The following is a 16,221-nucleotide window of genomic DNA, read 5'->3' as shown; positions in this document are numbered from 1 at the left end:
AATAAAGAATGATCAAAAATACCTCACAAATCGATATTTTACGATAAAAAAGATCCATTTTGAAAAAAGATTGATCAAAATGAACTCTTTTCCAGCAGATTTAGGAATGGTTTTTATAAAAAAGTTTGATCATTTTCTGTTTGTGTTGTTAAGCAATCACGCCTTTTGGTGAAGACAGAATTCACAAAAAGGTATAGATGAAGTTTTGGAAAAGGTGTATAAAGAAGGTTACTCATATAGGATGGAGTATGTGATTTTGTACAATAAATATGTTGAAATAGTAATAAAAACAACAGACCGAGAAGCTACTGAAAACATTAAGAATGAGATGAAACAAATAGCCATAGGCGTTCTAAAGGAAACTAAAGAAGAATGAAATGAAAGTCTTTCCCTAGGAGATCCGTTCTCAAGTCAAATTTAGCTGGCTATGCATATTTTAAACCTTTAGCGAGCCACGGAACCCTCTGGAACCATAGTAAGAGGACGCACCGTTGTGATACACGAAGACGTGCCCGAAGCGATAATCGCAAAAAAGGGCACCGCCGAGTTCTCTAATATCAGAGGGTGTTTGCACCCAACTCGACGTTTTCATATCGAAATTTTCAAGTTTCTGCAACGCTCGATATTGTTCTTCCGTTAAAAGGTCAATGCCCATGGCAGTTGCCATATCAATAGCGTTATTTTCTGGTTTATGTTTTTTCCTTGACTCCAGCCCTTCGCGGTCGTAACAAACACTTCTGCGACCTTTAGGGCTTTCCACTGAACAATCATAAAAAATGTATTCGTCCCTCTTTTTATCATGACCAACAACATCTGGCTCACCGCCAGTTCTTTCCATTTCATTGAGCGACCACAGTTTTTCAGTATTAGCATCCAGCTTTACTTGGACTTTATCCCATTCAAGACCTTTATGTCGTTTCATGTTTTCCTCAAAACGGGCTTTCAATGCTCTGAGTAATTCTTCACGTTGTTCTAGTGACAATTCCTTTTTATTGCTGATTTTATTTCTCTTTGTCATGTTAGTTTCCCCCTTAGTGTTTTTACTCATAATGGTTTAAGTATATATAGAGAAGATGTTCAAAAAGTCACCAAATGATAAAGTGAAACTTCCATCAGTGGGCCACAGTATATGGTATTACTTCACCATTAGGGAATTCTTTCACTAAACCGTCTTTTGTAGCATACACAATGTAGGTATTGTTTACTTTAGCATCTATTTTTGCTCTTTCTCCCGTCATTTTTGCCCATTGGTCAACCCAACCATATTTTCTTTTATTTGAATGGTGTTCACGCATAATAATCCACCACCTAGCTTCATCATTCTACTTGTTTAAGTATATCATAGGGTATCAGCTAATCCATTAATACGGAAGTAAAGCGCAAACCCTATTATTCATACGAATAGGTAAGGGTTTGAAGTTATCGCTCCCTTTTCCCCCTCATTTACACCGTACATGAAACTTCATTAGTCTAGTGGCTGTTCCTCCATATTGATTAGACATTTCATTGGTACTGTGTCACCACTTTCACTGATATAAAGATAAGTTATACAGTAGCTATTCTCACTATGGTTTTCCTTATCAACGCTTCTTAGAGAGTAAGCCCTCCACGTTATCAGCTTACAACGTTGAATTATATCTATTATATAATTCAAGATAAGTAATCAATCAACAATAAAGAATTGCACTTTCAATCACGGTTTAAGCTCGACAAGCCAGAAAAATTTACGATTGATGATTACTCCCTTATGGTTCCGTTTGGGATTTTTAGTATGAATGATCCTATTGAGAGGAGCCTGTCAAAGGGAATTACCTAATCATTAACAATAGAAGGTCAGCTCTGTAATAACAGGAGCTGGCCTATCCTTTCTAATGAGACGTACCTATCTAAAAGTATTTGCTGTAAAAGTCGTGTCTCAGCTTTCCACTTAGTTGAGCGTAAATTTTGGTTGTCTCCCTTTTCTCATAACCAAGTAAGCTCTGGATGACTTCTAGGGGTGCTCCATAGTTGATCATGTGAGTCGCATAACTATGGCGTAAGTGATGAGGATGGATACTCTTCTTAATCCCAGCTCGACTAGAAGGTGAAATTCACAAACTTCAGAAACGATTACAAGACATTGGGATCGAAAATGTGACGACTCTACTTGTCGACTTAAAAGGGGAGGCTGTTGACGAAGAACTTCCGTACGGACCACTTGAAACGCTCTGGCAATTAGATATTGATCTAGCAACAAGAAGTAAATTCCCTTCTGTTACTCCTATCCATTCAACGTCTTCAATACTTGAAGGAACACATGTAGATCAAATTCATTTCATTATCCAACAGCGTGCGAAAAAATTGCTAAGACGTTACCGTGAATTACGTTCAGTTGTAAGTATAAGAGGTATAAACAGTGTTCCAAGCTCAGAAGTTCAAATGTACAAACGAGGCGAACTCCTGGAATCGTATCTAACTCAGCCGTTTTATGTAGCAGAAGAGCTTACTGGTAAAAAAGGGGTAGCAGTTAGTCTTCAAGATACCTTAAACGATGTGCAAAAAATTTTAGATGGGTCAATGGATTCAAAGGAAATTGATCAACTAAGCTATATCGGACTTTACTTTTGCAAAATAAAGTCCACTTCAGGATTCTGATTAAACGTGCCCTATCGTATTGTTGAAGATAATTTCTTAAACCTTATTCAAGGGAACCGCCCAATAGCTGAAGACTCGAAATTGAGATATATCTAAGATAATCTTTTACTCAAGCACTAGTTAGCGAAAACTACTTTACTTCTATAACGAATGTATAAAAAGCATCTCCGTTAGACAAGTTCTTTTCTTTTGATAAATTATTAAAGAAATAAGAGATATCCCATAACTGGTATAGCAATCAAATCAAGTACTAGTAAAAATAAAATAGAGGTGTCATTACCATCATATTGATATGTACCTCTTTTTTGCATTTTCCTTATAGTAATAACAATAAAAGCTAAAACAATAATTCCAAGTACTATTTTTACAATACCCATCCAACCCAATACTTTCCCTCCCAAATGAAATGTTTATAGGAAGTACGGTTACTTTTAATAAAAAGTTTCATCACGTCTTTATTGCACAATACTGCTTTCAAATTCCGAGAAGTTATTCCTTTTAATGTCCCGATGAAACAATAATGGATGCAGTGCAAAGCTTATTCCGCGTAAGCACCCGTTTGGAAGATTCAATTCTAATTATTTTTGGGTCGATTCCCAGTTGCTTAGATAATTTCTATCAACAAACCTATTAAAAATGAATCAACATTTTTACTCTCCGACGATACAACATTCAACCATTTGATCTATAAATCATTTAACGCAATGACTTTGCCGCTGCTTGCATTCACCCCATATTGACAATCTAGTTTTCCGCACAAAACATATTGTTTTTGTTCAAAGTCATACACATAATAAGGCTTTAACTCAAATAATTCTTTCAATTTTTTATATGCCTCTTCCTTATCAATCGCTACCTTATCTGGTGCTTGAAATTGGTCGAACATCTCCAACATCGATTTGTTATCCACGTAATTAACTGCTTGAAAGCTGGTGGCATCAATTATGACCATAAGTTTTCTTTGAAATACACGGTTGTCCTGTTTATTTGCTCGCAATGTTGCATGAATATAACCTCTATTACGATGTAGCGTTTTAAGGATCCAAATTCCTGAGTCATCGGGATATTCTTGACGTAAAAAGTCTTTGACTGCTAGTACACACGTTTCTTGCTCTTTCTTGGTAATCGGATAAGAATCAGGGCTTTGCTCAGATGAAAATGCTTGTTCTACTGTTACCTCTTCAGTCCAACTAAATTCTTTTCTTTCAAATGGATCTTTAATTGTCTTATCTAAAAAAATCGTTTTGTCGATTTTTATATAGGATCTTACATCAACAATAACTTCAAACGGAATCGTCGTCATTTGATCATTTGTAACATAAACTTCTTCTACTCCATATGCGGGAATTAATCTTTGTTGCTCATGGGAAGGAAATTCAATCAACTTCAATTGTTCCTTTGCCAAATGTTCGACCTTTTCAAAAGAAAGCTTATATGTCTCTTCTTTTATAATCTCCTTAGAAGGAAATTGGCCGTGAACAGCAAATAAAGTCAGCTTCCCTTCTTCATCAAATTTTATTTCAACAGAGCCAGACGGAGAAACAGCAACCCCATCAATCACTTCTTTAAATAGAAGTCTTCCTTCCTCTTCTTTATGAAGTTGCAATTGTCTCCCATACGTTAATCCACTTTCCTGTTCCATCCATTTTATGATGTCGTTTGTATGAAGACCTGCAAAGCTAATCCCATTTTTTGCATATGTCTTATCCATTACAAAAATAGCGCTGACAAACTTATGAGAATAGACATTGACTTCAATAACTGCTGTGCCTTCTGGATTGGAATCATCCTCCGGTTCTTCTACATGATCAGGAAACCAATCCATCGATAATGTATATACGGTTTCATTGAATATATTTACATACCGATCAAGTCCATGTCTTTTTAAATAGTAGTTATCTAAGCCAAATCTCGTTTTTGTAACATCCATTAATTCTTTTATTCTACTATCCATTTGCTTCTCCCCCACGACTTGTGTATATGGCCCAAAAAGTTATTCCCAATCTGGTCCTTATATGCGATATCGGAGCGATTCCCTACTAGGGAATCGCTCCCGGTTATTTAGCACTTTGCTAACCATTATTCTTTTGGATCTTCAGGCCATATGTGGATAACTAAATATGCGACAATAGCAAATACTATAGAAACCCAGGATGGGAAAATTTTTAGAAACCAAAAAATCCCCATAATTATAGCAATGCCTAGATATAATTGTTTTTCATCACGCTGCCAACGATTCCGATTCAATAAAATATTTATAAAACCAATTGGCGGCGTAATTAAGCTCATCGCCATCACCCATCCTTTTTTAAATACCAAGGACGTTTTTGTATAAAATTATTAGTTGCCATATTCATAACACCTTTCAATTACTCCACAAAATGGCTCTTATGTTCAGCACTGGCGCTAGATACTTACTCCCGATTAAGCGCCAGATTCTTGAAGATCACTATTTTACTGAATCCACGATATTTTTTGCATCTACCAAAGATAAGCCATATCTCTTTCTTAATGCTTTAAACGTCTGCATCTCTGTCATGGATTTCAACATTTTATTTACTTCCATCTTCAATCCATCACATTCGGAAGTCTTGGTGTGCGAATCATTATATTTTTCCTTTAAACTATCGTCTATTTTATTGATTACGCTACTAAATACAATTACAGCAGGGAATAATGAGAGAATTACAGCAAGCCATTCACTCAAAGTTTTAAGGATCCCTTGAAGATGAAAAACATCATAAATCAGATAATTTGCAAGTTGGATAAGTCCGAATGCAATGGCAACGGATATGATAAACGAAGACACAAGTATTATGATTTGAGATACCGACAGCGATTTCAGTTTTTTAACCTTGCCATTACCAATCGAAAAACAAAGATAAGTTGCAGGTAATAATAATAACTGCCAATCCGTATATCCGAACCTAATCCATAAAACAACCATACCCAAAAGTAGAATCCAACCACTTACGTTAAAAGATCTTTTACCCATTTCAACAACATTCCTTATTTTGATTAATATTCAACAAAATAGCTCAATAATGCGATTTTAGATGCTTTCACTTATTCCTTTCTTGCGCCCTATCGTAATATAAGGTTAGCCAGATTTTTTACTGGTTGACCTTTTTTAATATGGTCTTATTATTAACGGTAGGGTAGAACGTAGCGCCCGTGGGGCTAAGATCCCGTCCGCAAAACTGTTCACCCCCTACTTGTATAAACGTGTTTCAGGCTGGTTGAGACAATGATCCCGTTTAACAAGCGAACCTACGACGTTACAAGAAGCCTTAGGGGATACCGACATTACGTGCAATTAAAGGAGGAGAAATCGTATGAATCCAGTCATTGGTCTGGATGTTGCCAAAGGGGAAAGTCAGATTCAAGCGTTTTTAGATAAGGGAGAGCCTTATCGTAAAAGTTTTAGTATCCTGCATAATGTTAAAGAGCTTAATAAATTTCATGACTTCTTAAAGGAGATTGAGTCTCTAGCTGGGGGAAACCTTCGGTTATTTTGGAATCGACGGGACACTACCATACTCCTATTATTCCATTTTTAGAGGAACAACAATATATGTATATTATTGTTAATCCATTGATTGCACATCGAGCGAAAAGTTCAAGTTTGCGAAAGGTGAAAACAGATGCCATAGATGCCTACAACCTGTGTGAGCTTTATTATAAAGAGGAACTGGAACCTAGTAAGAAAAGAGGGATCCGCCTCTTAAACCTTCGTAATCTAACAAGACAGCACGAAACTATTTCAAGTGTAGCAGCACAAACCAAACTACAACTTCAATCGATATTGGACCAAGTATTTCCTGAATATAGAGGAGTATTTGGGAACCTGTATTCAAAAGTTTCTTTACAGGTGCTTTTAATATTCCCAACATCGAAATCAGTTTTAAGTGTCACTGGATCTGTCTTAGCAGATAAAATAGCTTCACTATGTAAGAGTCGTTCAGATAAATGGGCTAAGGAAAAGGCAAAAAAGCTACGAGATGCAGCAATTCGTAACCCATTTCAAAATAACTTGTATCAAAGTCATATTATTAACCTAGAAATAATGATAAATATTGTTCTTCAATACCAAGAGCATCTATCAAAGTTAGCTGCTGAAATAGATGCCCTTGCCAAAGAAGTTGAAGAATATGAATTAATCCAATCTATCCCAGGTATCGGAGAAAAAATTGCGGCAACGATAATTTCTGAAATTGGTGAGATAGAAAGGTTTAATCATCCCAAAAAGCTCGTTGCATTCACTGGAGTCGATCCTAGTGTGTACTCCTCTGGTAAGTTTACAGCTTCCGTAAACCGTATTACCAAAAGAGGATCTAGCAGATTAAGACAAGCTCTATTTATGGCTGTTCAATGCGGAATACGAGACGCTCGTAAAAAGAAAACAAGCGTGGAAATCATTCCACGTAATAAAAGATTAAGAGAATTTTACGATAAGAAACGCGATGAAGGTAAACCTTTTAGAGTAGCGATCATCGCTTGTGTTAATAAGCTTTTACATTGGATTTTTGCAATGCTTAAAAGTAAGACAACTTTCCTAGATATAGCTTAAAAACTATATTAATCAATTTGAATACAAAATCTTCCAATCAGGGCATAACGGAAGGTTATTTGGCATGTTCATTTTTAGTATAGCATGGAAAACTTAAGATTTTTAATGAAAAATGTTGACAACTATTAGCTGGTTTTGTTTTACAATGCGCCCCTATCCCGATAAAAAAACAACGTAAGTGCATTTAATAAAATGGTAACAATGACAAGTACTGTTGAAGCAACAGCTACACCGCGCATTGTATCCATCAGAGCAGCCCAGTCTTCAATTTTTACCAAGTGAAGGTTATAAAAAATTTGTAAACATATTGCGATAGCGCAAGCGCTGAAACTGATAATGGAAAGAGCAATCCATTTCATATTCTTCTGTTTTTTATCTCCCGCAAGATTAATAATAGGAATTATCCAAGCTACTAATCCAAGTATCAAACTACCGATGTTAAGCCAACCAGCATCAATCATATTTCATTCCACCTTCATTTTTTCTTTCTAAATTTCTCCTCAATAAAACGGCCTTATAGATCAATAAAGAGCGCAATTCTTATTCCAAAATTGCGCCCGATTGATAAAGTATCGTTCTAGAGCATATAGACTGCGATGATACTGCAGATTACGGAAGATAAGTTATTGATTGCTAGATTAAACGTTCTAAGATGAAACTTTTTCATCAACAGTAATTAGTCCATATAATGTGGATATAACTTCCATACGAGGATTATCTCCTTCTATTACTGTTCAAATAGGGATAGATGATTTTAAATAATTGGTAAAGTGACCACAGACAAAATATCAGTAATAATAATGCTCCGCCATAAAAAATGACTAAGTCCATAACAACACTCCTCTTATTTCTTTACACCCTTTTCTAACCGTTTTTTGTTTACGAACAAGGTATTAATTTCGTTTCGACGTTTATAAATATAGTAGCCTTTTAAATGAAAAATGAGCGCTGATCTTTATTACAGATAAGCGCCCGAGAATTGAAGACTCCTCTGAAACGGAATTAAGACTATACCCAATCGTTAATACGTTTATATTGGCATAGGAATAGTTATGTGGCTAGGTTAAATCCTATCCGGATACCTAGTGGAATTGATGCCCATGTGATGATAATAGAAGTGAGTAGATACATTCCAGGAGCTTTGCTTTTGTAAATGAACAATCCAGCCAATACTCCTGCAAACCATATTGGTAACACCCAAAGGAATTCCGGTGATACAAACGTTTTATCAGATGTATTTTCTGCAATCGTACCTGCCGCAAAAAAGGTTGAAATTAGTATTGCAAGAAGTCCACTTACAATCGTGTTGATTATGAAGGTTGTCTTTATCTTCCCTATATACACCACCCTTTCTATATCAGTAGATTCCACAACATTCCAAATTATGTATCTTCAATCATTCTCTACAAAATTCCTGTCCCTTAACATTAACATAAATAACCATATTTTCTTATTCAATATTATAGTAATATGGAACATTTTCCATCTTGAGGAATCCATTGTCTTGAAGTCAAGTCTTCAAGATAATGGCCCTATTCATGCATAAAAAGCGCAAATCCTTTATTCCGGAAATGCGCTCCGATGATTGAACAGTCCTTTTCTGATATTAGCTGGTCGTATTGGAAAAATGGTCAATCGCTTGAACAGCCAGTTCCAATGATTTAATTCTTCTTTCTAAAAGCGTTCTTTGAGGACTACCTGCCTTTGACTTAGCATAACTATTCTCAATTGATGGGAATAAACCAATAAGAACATTGCGAGCTTCTACTAGATCTCCCTGTGTGTAATGATGATTTCTTTGATTCCAAACGCTTTCCAGCATGGCTAAACCGACAGAAACAGCTTTGAGTCGTTTCTTTACCAAGGTAGTATTTGCGCCTTTTTGTGTCATCTGAGACAAAGCACTTTCGAATTTACTGATTGTCGATTGTAAGGATTTTATTGATTCCACTTTATTTACATCTGATACGTTTTCCATGTTGTACTGTCCTTTCTTCGTATTCAACAATCTAGTCCTTATAAGCAAAAATGGCGCGAGTCTTATTCCGTTCTTGCACCCAATTGCCGAACACGAGGACAGGGTATTAATTACCCTAATTCTTGTGTCATTTTAAGAATTAGTAATATACATTCCTTATATTCATTGTACGCCAGACTAAATTTATAAAGAGTATCTTTCTCATAAATTTTTATTCTCGCTAATCTTTCCGTGACTGATTTTATCTGTTCATTAATTACTTCATTATCAATTAAGTCATTTGCATCCCTTAATATTACGACCCTTTGAACAATGTTAGTCGCCAGTTTATTATTCCTTAATTTTATCAACTCTCGTAATTGTTTATCAGTAGGTTGGAAGAAGCCTTTTTGATTTTCAATTTTTGGTATTCCCAATTTGCCAGCTGCGCCTATAGACTTCTTTGCTTCCAGAAGTAACCCTAATGCTACTTCTTTGTGATTTTCTGGGGGACGCTTTCTGTCTTTGTAGCCACACCCTGTTGACCTTCGAATATGTTTTTTTAGCTTCTACACCTGAAAAGTAATTCCTAAATTCACTTGTGTTAATTGTGACCCCATATGTTTCATATGGTTTGAATACTTCTGTTGAATCCAGGCTTTTTTCTACGTTTTTTGATTCCTTAGTATTCTCCCCATTATTTGTAACAAACAAGGTTAGCGTTAATAAAGCAATTATTGACAAGTATATTTTTTGCATATAACCTCCTGAAAACTAAAGTCTAACCGTAATCCAAAGTGTATTAAATTTATGGCGCAGCAGTTGACCATTACAATACTACCTGATTGTTCCACTAGCGCGCCCTTATCATGAAGACTCGGATTCAAGATAATATTGCTCAAAGCAATTACCAAACTTCTATTAGCTGGGTATAACGGAACATGGAATTTATTATCTCTTCTAAATTATGTATTTTCACACGACTATTATTTAAAATAGTAAGTAAACCCAGATTATGGTTAAGAAACAAAAAATCTTATAAACACCTTTATTTAGGGGGTTTTATACGATTCATCTTTTTTCTTTTTTGAATCTGGTGATTTCCTAAATATAGAATATGCTAGTTTTGCACCCATGTATATGAACAGTAAAAATATTGCGCCTGCAATTATAGCAATCAAAAAAGGCATGATAATATCCATCTTTCTTTATTCCTCCTATTTCATATATACTAAAATGCTATATTAAAAGTTTGGAAAGTCTATCTATGCGGGTGTCCACGGTACTGGACCGAAGGGGGGATAAGGAGTGGACACCCTCGATGCCCCCAGACCCTCTTGGCCTGAACAAAAACCCATAGCCTCCCTTAAAATATGTAAATTACCCTAATATGAAAAGCTATTTTCATATTAACACAAAGTGGAAACCAAAAATCCCTCTGACTCCGTTACTTCAGAATCGCGCCCAATTGCTGTATACTCCACTTACAATCAATTCCCATTAATTTCTGTTTATAAAGGAATAAAAAGTTAGGAGCTGAGTGTGTGATGATTAAAGGAATATATGAGCTTATAAGCGAAGAACAGTTAAAAAAGTATGCAGAGCTTGCTGTACAAGCTGGTGTAAATGTGCAAAAGAATCAATTAGTGATTATTCATAGTGACATAAAAAATGTAACATTTGCACGTCTAATCCAAACGGCAGCCTATGAGGCGGGGGCTTCAAATGTGGTTATGGATTGGACAGATGAACAGTCTACCAAAGAATTTTATTTAAATGCAGCAGATGATGCCATCGATCACTTTCCCAACTGGCAGGATGCTCGCTTTAAGGAGTGGGACGATGCGGGTGCTGCTTACATCCATATTATTTCTGAAAACTTAGATGCCTTTAAGGATGTTTCCACAGAACGGATGAGCCGCTTCCAAAAGGCCTCTCGCACCAAGTTGAAGGCTCATCACGCAAAGATTAGATCCCACGAGGTACGCTGGTGTCTTCTAGCTGTCCCGTACTTTGCATGGGCAACTAAAGTATTTCCTCATTTAAGTAAAGAAGAAGCCCTGCAATCGTTATGGCAATTAATCTTACGTGGAGCCCGGGCAGATGGAAAAAATCCTATAAAAGACTGGGAAAATCATAACAGAGCTTTCGAGTCCCGGAAAAGGTTTCTAAACGACAGCCAGTTTGAAGCCCTGCATTTTACAAATAGCCAAGGAACTGATTTATTAGTCGGCATGCCTAAAAATCACTTTTTTATCGGCGGGGGTGTTATAGATAAAAAGGGAATACCGTTCTTTCCGAACATTCCCACGGAGGAAATATTTTCCGCACCCCATAAAAATGAGGTAAATGGCAAACTAGTAGCCACTAAACCGCTTATTTATGAGGGAAGTGTCATCGATGATTTTTACCTAACCTTTAAAGATGGACGGATTACTGCCTATTATGCCGCCACTGGGCAAGAAGCGTTACAAAGTCTCATCGAAACAGACGAAGGTTCACATTATCTTGGTGAAATTGCCTTGGTCTCTAACAATTCTCCTCTTTCTCAAGCGGATACTCTCTTTTACAACACCTTGTTTGATGAAAATACGGCCTGCCATATTGGAATCGGAAACGCCTCCCCTTCCAACCTTCAAAATGGCAGCAACCTATCGGTGAAAGAGTTGAAGGAAGCAGGACTTAATACTTCCCTCTTGTTAGTCAATGTGACCTTTGGTACCGAAGATATGAAAGTAGTGGGTATTAAAGAAGGCGGAACTGAAGTCATACTAATGAAAGATGGTGATTTCCAATTCTAATTTGACTACTCCTTAAAAACAAAGGAAACTGCTAACAGAGTCGGGGGCGCTACCTATGATGTGAATTTTAATAGCAATTCGCCCCTCCAAAACTCAAGTGTACAGTTGTTAAACAATATGGCCCTATTCATGCAAAAAAGCGCAAATCCTTTATTCCGGAAATGCGCCCCGATAGCTTAAGATCACCATAACTTCTATAAACTAAAGTGTTTATTGTTTTTAGTAACGACAAACCACAGAATTAACTCTTCCTCATTACCTAAAGGATCCTTTTCGGTTTGAGTATGTAATTCTTGTTCTAATATTTTATAATTACTTGGCAAAATGCCCCTGATTTCTTCTGTTGTATAAAAGTGAAGAACCTTTTCGTTATGCAAAAATGTATTTTGTTCAACTTCTTCACCAACACCAAAGTTTTTACTGTCCGATCTTGAAATGACGGTAAAGATAAACAGACCGTTGGGTTTTATTAGCGAATCCATTACTTGTACTAATTTCGCTCTATCCTTCTCTAAAAAAAGATGAATGACATTGGAGAGAAATACGGCATCAAATTCTGTTCCAATAGAACTTAAACTAAATAAATCCTTTAATTGATAATTAAGATTAGTCACATCCGCTTTGACATCACTGATAGCGTGTTTTATTGCTTCATGCGAAATGTCTACCCCAGTTACATCATAGCCATTTTTGGCAAAATAAGCACTGTTCCTCCCATATCCACATCCAGGAACCAGAATACTATTTGAACAGTTTTTTTCTAAGTAAGAAACAGTCCTGTAAGCGGAGGGACAAGGTTGATCTCCCCAAAGTTTCCCTTTCTTAAAACGCCCATCCCAATACTCTTTTTGCGAAATCAAATTCAATCGCCCCTATCAAATTTTGTATTTGGGTCAAGTATATCATTATTAAAATTGGGGTATGCGGAATGCACCCAAATTAGGAGTAACCGAAAACCAAACGTCGTAGGGCTTCAAATCGGTATGGTTTTAACCGACAACATGGTCTTCAGTATTATTATTGCATTAATTATAGGTTTATTAACCCGTATCATCACTCATTATTCTATCAAGAGGTTCAATTCTACATAATTTAAACAGCCTACCATCAATTTTTGAAACGTTATGGTTTAACCCCAAAGGCCCCAAAATAGCCTTAAATTATTTTCGAGAACAAAACCTACAATACAAAGTTTTTGAGATTGTTGGCTATTTGTTCTTGAGTGATACCGATCCGATATACCTCTTTGTGAATTCAGGATGCGCATGATTTAAGATTTGCTGCAATTCAGCGATATCCTTAAACTGCTTATAATGCCAGTAACCAAGCATTTTGCGCATAATATGCGTCCCCACGGCATCCGCTTCAGCCATGTCGGCCGCCTTGTTCAACTGCCGATAAGCTTGAACACGACTGATTGGCTGCTTTCCTTACGGCTCGGGAAAAACCACGGCGTATCTTCTACTGTGTCGATGTACACATTCACCTCATCATAGATGTTATAGAAGCTAACCGTTCGTGGTTTTTTTCGTCTTCCCTTCTTTGATTTTCAATTCTTTCTTACGTTGGACATCCTTGACCTTTAAATGCAGTACATCCCCGACACATAATCCAGCGTTAATGATTAAAAATACCTATTTGAAAGGGCGCACCTTTTCTTGAACTATAATGTAAACAATGTAATTGGTAAATTAGTGATGCAAATACGAAATTACCCACATAAGATAAATAGATCACAGACTGTTTAGGACTTTGATATTCAGGGGGATTATTTGGTCAACAAAGTGGAGGATTAGCCCCTCCACTTTTTTTAAAGTTTTTAAAGGAATATGAGAATTACCCACGCCCCTTCAAAAGATTCCTTCACTCTAGAATGAAAACTCCTACAATAGGGTCCGATTCATAAAGGTACCTTGTTAAACAAGCGCGCCCCTCATATGGAAGACTCGAAACCAAGATAATTCCACTATAAGTATTTTGTGAAATTATACCTTATTTTCTGAATCCTTCAGGTGGAAAATAGCAATTTGAAATAATTTTTAATTAACTTGTTTCATTAACTAGCTCATAAAAGAACAAGGTCAGAGCTAAACTGACCTTGTTCTTTGTTTATACAATAGTGTTAGTTATGACCCATTTGCATTATCTTGTTTCTTCCTCTTCATTTCCTCTTTTTCACTATCCATGAATCTCAACAAGTCACCGTAAACGACTTTGTCAGAAAAGCCAAGTTCTGTTTCGGCTTTTTCTTTTAATGGTACACAAGACTTAGAATCGATTTCTTCTCCCGTTTCTTTATCGTAACAGATGTTTTGTTCTGCAGCATATACATACTTGTCCGTGACAACACTTCCGTCACGGAGGATTGTTTCACTCTTACGATTTTTATTTAATAGATCCGTACCGAACTGGACATCATTTTTCTGTTCAACACCCAGAAGGTTTAGGATTGTCGGTTTCAGGTCTATTTGTCCGCCAACAGTATCCATTTCTTTTCCTTCCATTCCTGGAACGTGAACGATCAAAGGCACTTTCTGTAATTGAATGTGTTCGAATGGACGGATTTCTTTTCCAAGAATCTCGCTCATTGCACGGTTATGGTTTTCAGAAATACCATAGTGGTCTCCGTAAAGGACAAAAATGGTATCTTCATATTCGCCTTGTTCCTTCATCATCTGGAAGAATTTCTTGATGGATTCATCCATATAGCGAACGGTTTGGAAATAGCGATCGACAGAACCATCACCTGTATTGGCAGGGTCAATCATTTTATTATTTTCATTGTTTAATATATATGGGTAATGGTTAGTCATCGTTATGAACTTCGCGTAATAGGGCTCGTCTAAACCTTTCAGCATCGGCATGGATTGTTCAAAGAATGGAATATCCTTTAAGCCATAGTTTACGGAGTTCTCTTCGGTCACATTATACTCTTTTTTAGAGAAGTAATGATCATACCCAAGGCTTTGATACATCACATCACGGTTCCAGAAACTTGCATGGTTGCCGTGAAGGCTTACAGGTGTATATCCTTCATTTTTCAAAATCTCAGGAGTTGCATTAAACTCGTTATTTGCGTTCGTTGTAAATACGGCTCCTCGATTGAGTCCGTACATGGAGTTATCAATTATAAACTCTGAGTCGGATGTTTTTCCTTGTCCTGTATTGTGATAGAAATTGCTAAAGTAAAAGCTATCTTCTTTCAAGTCATTTAAAAATGGTGTGATTTCTTGTCCATTTAATTTACGATCAATTACAAAATTCTGCGTAGATTCAAGGGAAACAAGCACAACATTTTTTCCTTCCGCTTTTCCAAAGTATTTCCCTTTGGCACCCATTTTACCTTGCTGTGAGTTAACATAGTTTAAGACTTCAGACAGTTCATTACTGTCTGCCATGACACGGTGAGAAGAAGTTTTTGCAGTCATGACCGTATCATAGATATGATAATTATAGATTCCTAACAATTTAACAAGTTTTGCACGGTCGAACGTTCTTACAAGCAATTGTGGTCGTTCCAATTCAGCTAAGCCCAAGTTTACAACTGCAAACCCTAGAGATGCAGCAAAAATCATGGCTACTGTTCTTCTACGGAATTCCATAGTTGGACGAACCTTTTTAGCGACCAACCATATAATTAAAATGACAATATCAATCCAATAAAGCAAGTCCATTGGATGAATCAGCGCTTTGGCGCTTCCTCCCAAGTCACCAAAGTTCTTATATTGCATAAGAACGGGAAGTGTAATGTAGTCATTAAAGAATCTGTAATACACTACGTTTGCATAAAGAGCCAAGGACATTAAGAAATAAATCGTCATAAACGCTTTATTTCGACGCTTAGGTTTGAAGAAGAGAGATAGCCCTAAGAAAAATAGTATAGAGCTGATCGGCGTAATGATTATAATAAATTGTTGAATTGCATTCTCAATATCTAGTGTAAATGCTATATGAAGGGCGAAATAAGTTTTGGCCCACAATAAAACTGCGGCTATTGTAAAGAAAAACCAACCCTTTTTAAATAGGCTTTGTTGTTGATTAAACATGATTAACCTCCTAATGTAGCCATGAAGTTGGACAATATTTATATAATTTAACAGGGAATTAAGATAAAGTAAATAACATTTGGCTACCATTTTGTTAAATATTTGTTACAATAATAGATTAATATATTCGTAATTAAAATCCACCCTAAGATTTAACCTTTCTGTATAAAAGCTAATATAAGATACCCTTACGTATTATATAGATGAAGGCGA

The 16,221-nt window shown here is 36.3% G+C and carries 17 protein-coding genes and 1 pseudogene; 4 read left to right on the top strand and 14 right to left on the bottom strand.

Going from position 1 to position 16,221, the window contains the following annotated elements:
* Positions 1-436: 436 nt before the first annotated feature.
* The 3 genes from MUO14_RS20410 to MUO14_RS20400 all read right to left on the bottom strand — a co-directional run bounded on the left by MUO14_RS20410 (position 437) and on the right by MUO14_RS20400 (position 2,066).
* Positions 437-1,018, bottom strand: coding sequence for a DUF4256 domain-containing protein (locus MUO14_RS20410; RefSeq protein WP_244752357.1), 582 nt, complete (start codon positions 1,016-1,018; stop codon positions 437-439).
* Between the two features lie 94 nt (positions 1,019-1,112).
* The gene (locus tag MUO14_RS20405) at positions 1,113-1,295 is read right to left on the bottom strand and encodes a hypothetical protein (RefSeq protein ID WP_244755749.1); all 183 of its coding nucleotides are present in this window, start codon (positions 1,293-1,295) and stop codon (positions 1,113-1,115) included.
* Positions 1,296-1,886: 591 nt separating this feature from the next.
* A complete protein-coding gene (locus tag MUO14_RS20400; RefSeq protein ID WP_255822213.1) occupies positions 1,887-2,066 on the bottom strand; it encodes a tyrosine-type recombinase/integrase in 180 nt (59 codons plus the stop codon).
* Positions 2,067-2,133: 67 nt separating this feature from the next.
* Between MUO14_RS20400 and MUO14_RS20395 the strand changes: the two genes are divergently transcribed.
* A complete protein-coding gene (locus MUO14_RS20395) occupies positions 2,134-2,634 on the top strand; it encodes a hypothetical protein (RefSeq protein WP_318035992.1) in 501 nt (166 codons plus the stop codon).
* A 200-nt stretch (positions 2,635-2,834) separates the two neighbouring features.
* On the opposite strand, the gene MUO14_RS20390 is transcribed toward MUO14_RS20395, so the two are convergent.
* The 4 genes from MUO14_RS20390 to MUO14_RS20375 all read right to left on the bottom strand — a co-directional run bounded on the left by MUO14_RS20390 (position 2,835) and on the right by MUO14_RS20375 (position 5,629).
* Positions 2,835-3,020: a hypothetical protein gene (locus MUO14_RS20390; protein WP_244752355.1), complete on the bottom strand. Its 186-nt coding sequence runs from the start codon at positions 3,018-3,020 to the stop codon at positions 2,835-2,837.
* A 299-nt stretch (positions 3,021-3,319) separates the two neighbouring features.
* The gene (locus MUO14_RS20385) at positions 3,320-4,588 is read right to left on the bottom strand and encodes a hypothetical protein (protein WP_244752354.1); all 1,269 of its coding nucleotides are present in this window, start codon (positions 4,586-4,588) and stop codon (positions 3,320-3,322) included.
* Between the two features lie 125 nt (positions 4,589-4,713).
* A complete protein-coding gene (locus tag MUO14_RS20380; protein ID WP_244752353.1) occupies positions 4,714-4,923 on the bottom strand; it encodes a hypothetical protein in 210 nt (69 codons plus the stop codon).
* A 160-nt stretch (positions 4,924-5,083) separates the two neighbouring features.
* Positions 5,084-5,629, bottom strand: a complete 546-nt coding sequence (locus MUO14_RS20375) for a disulfide bond formation protein DsbD (RefSeq protein WP_244752352.1) — start codon at positions 5,627-5,629, stop codon at positions 5,084-5,086.
* Positions 5,630-5,969: 340 nt separating this feature from the next.
* Here MUO14_RS20375 and MUO14_RS20370 point away from each other — a divergent pair.
* Positions 5,970-7,204 (top strand): annotated as a pseudogene (locus tag MUO14_RS20370) (IS110 family transposase).
* 140 nt (positions 7,205-7,344) lie between these two features.
* Here MUO14_RS20370 and MUO14_RS20365 read toward each other — a convergent pair.
* The gene (locus MUO14_RS20365) at positions 7,345-7,665 is read right to left on the bottom strand and encodes a hypothetical protein (protein WP_244752351.1); all 321 of its coding nucleotides are present in this window, start codon (positions 7,663-7,665) and stop codon (positions 7,345-7,347) included.
* 692 nt (positions 7,666-8,357) lie between these two features.
* Between MUO14_RS20365 and MUO14_RS20360 the strand changes: the two genes are divergently transcribed.
* Positions 8,358-8,750 carry a hypothetical protein gene (locus MUO14_RS20360; RefSeq protein WP_244752350.1) on the top strand — a complete coding sequence of 131 codons (393 nt, stop codon included), beginning with the start codon at positions 8,358-8,360 and terminating at the stop codon, positions 8,748-8,750.
* A gap of 60 nt (positions 8,751-8,810) precedes the next feature.
* Here the strand turns inward: MUO14_RS20360 and MUO14_RS20355 are convergent, their stop codons facing one another.
* From MUO14_RS20355 to MUO14_RS20345, 3 genes are all read right to left on the bottom strand, one after another.
* Positions 8,811-9,182 carry a hypothetical protein gene (locus MUO14_RS20355; protein ID WP_244752349.1) on the bottom strand — a complete coding sequence of 124 codons (372 nt, stop codon included), beginning with the start codon at positions 9,180-9,182 and terminating at the stop codon, positions 8,811-8,813.
* Positions 9,183-9,578: 396 nt separating this feature from the next.
* Positions 9,579-9,920 carry a hypothetical protein gene (locus tag MUO14_RS20350; protein ID WP_244752348.1) on the bottom strand — a complete coding sequence of 114 codons (342 nt, stop codon included), beginning with the start codon at positions 9,918-9,920 and terminating at the stop codon, positions 9,579-9,581.
* A 293-nt stretch (positions 9,921-10,213) separates the two neighbouring features.
* A complete protein-coding gene (locus MUO14_RS20345; RefSeq protein ID WP_244752347.1) occupies positions 10,214-10,363 on the bottom strand; it encodes a hypothetical protein in 150 nt (49 codons plus the stop codon).
* A gap of 345 nt (positions 10,364-10,708) precedes the next feature.
* Between MUO14_RS20345 and MUO14_RS20340 the strand changes: the two genes are divergently transcribed.
* A complete protein-coding gene (locus MUO14_RS20340) occupies positions 10,709-11,962 on the top strand; it encodes an aminopeptidase (protein WP_244752346.1) in 1,254 nt (417 codons plus the stop codon).
* Positions 11,963-12,156: 194 nt separating this feature from the next.
* Here MUO14_RS20340 and MUO14_RS20335 read toward each other — a convergent pair whose 3' ends face one another.
* The 3 genes from MUO14_RS20335 to MUO14_RS20325 form a co-directional block, all read right to left on the bottom strand.
* Positions 12,157-12,822 (bottom strand): class I SAM-dependent methyltransferase, encoded by a 666-nt coding sequence (locus MUO14_RS20335; protein ID WP_244752345.1) that lies wholly within the window; start codon positions 12,820-12,822, stop codon positions 12,157-12,159.
* A 348-nt stretch (positions 12,823-13,170) separates the two neighbouring features.
* Positions 13,171-13,335, bottom strand: a complete 165-nt coding sequence (locus MUO14_RS24640) for a site-specific integrase (RefSeq protein ID WP_318035991.1) — start codon at positions 13,333-13,335, stop codon at positions 13,171-13,173.
* A gap of 753 nt (positions 13,336-14,088) precedes the next feature.
* Positions 14,089-16,008 carry an LTA synthase family protein gene (locus MUO14_RS20325; RefSeq protein WP_244752344.1) on the bottom strand — a complete coding sequence of 640 codons (1,920 nt, stop codon included), beginning with the start codon at positions 16,006-16,008 and terminating at the stop codon, positions 14,089-14,091.
* Between the last annotated feature and the right edge of the window lie 213 nt (positions 16,009-16,221).

Source organism: Halobacillus shinanisalinarum (assembly GCF_022919835.1).
GTDB lineage: Bacteria > Bacillota > Bacilli > Bacillales > Halobacillaceae > Halobacillus_A > Halobacillus_A shinanisalinarum.
The sequence above is the reverse complement of the archived record's forward strand: the minus strand, read 5'-3'. Positions and strand labels throughout refer to the sequence as shown.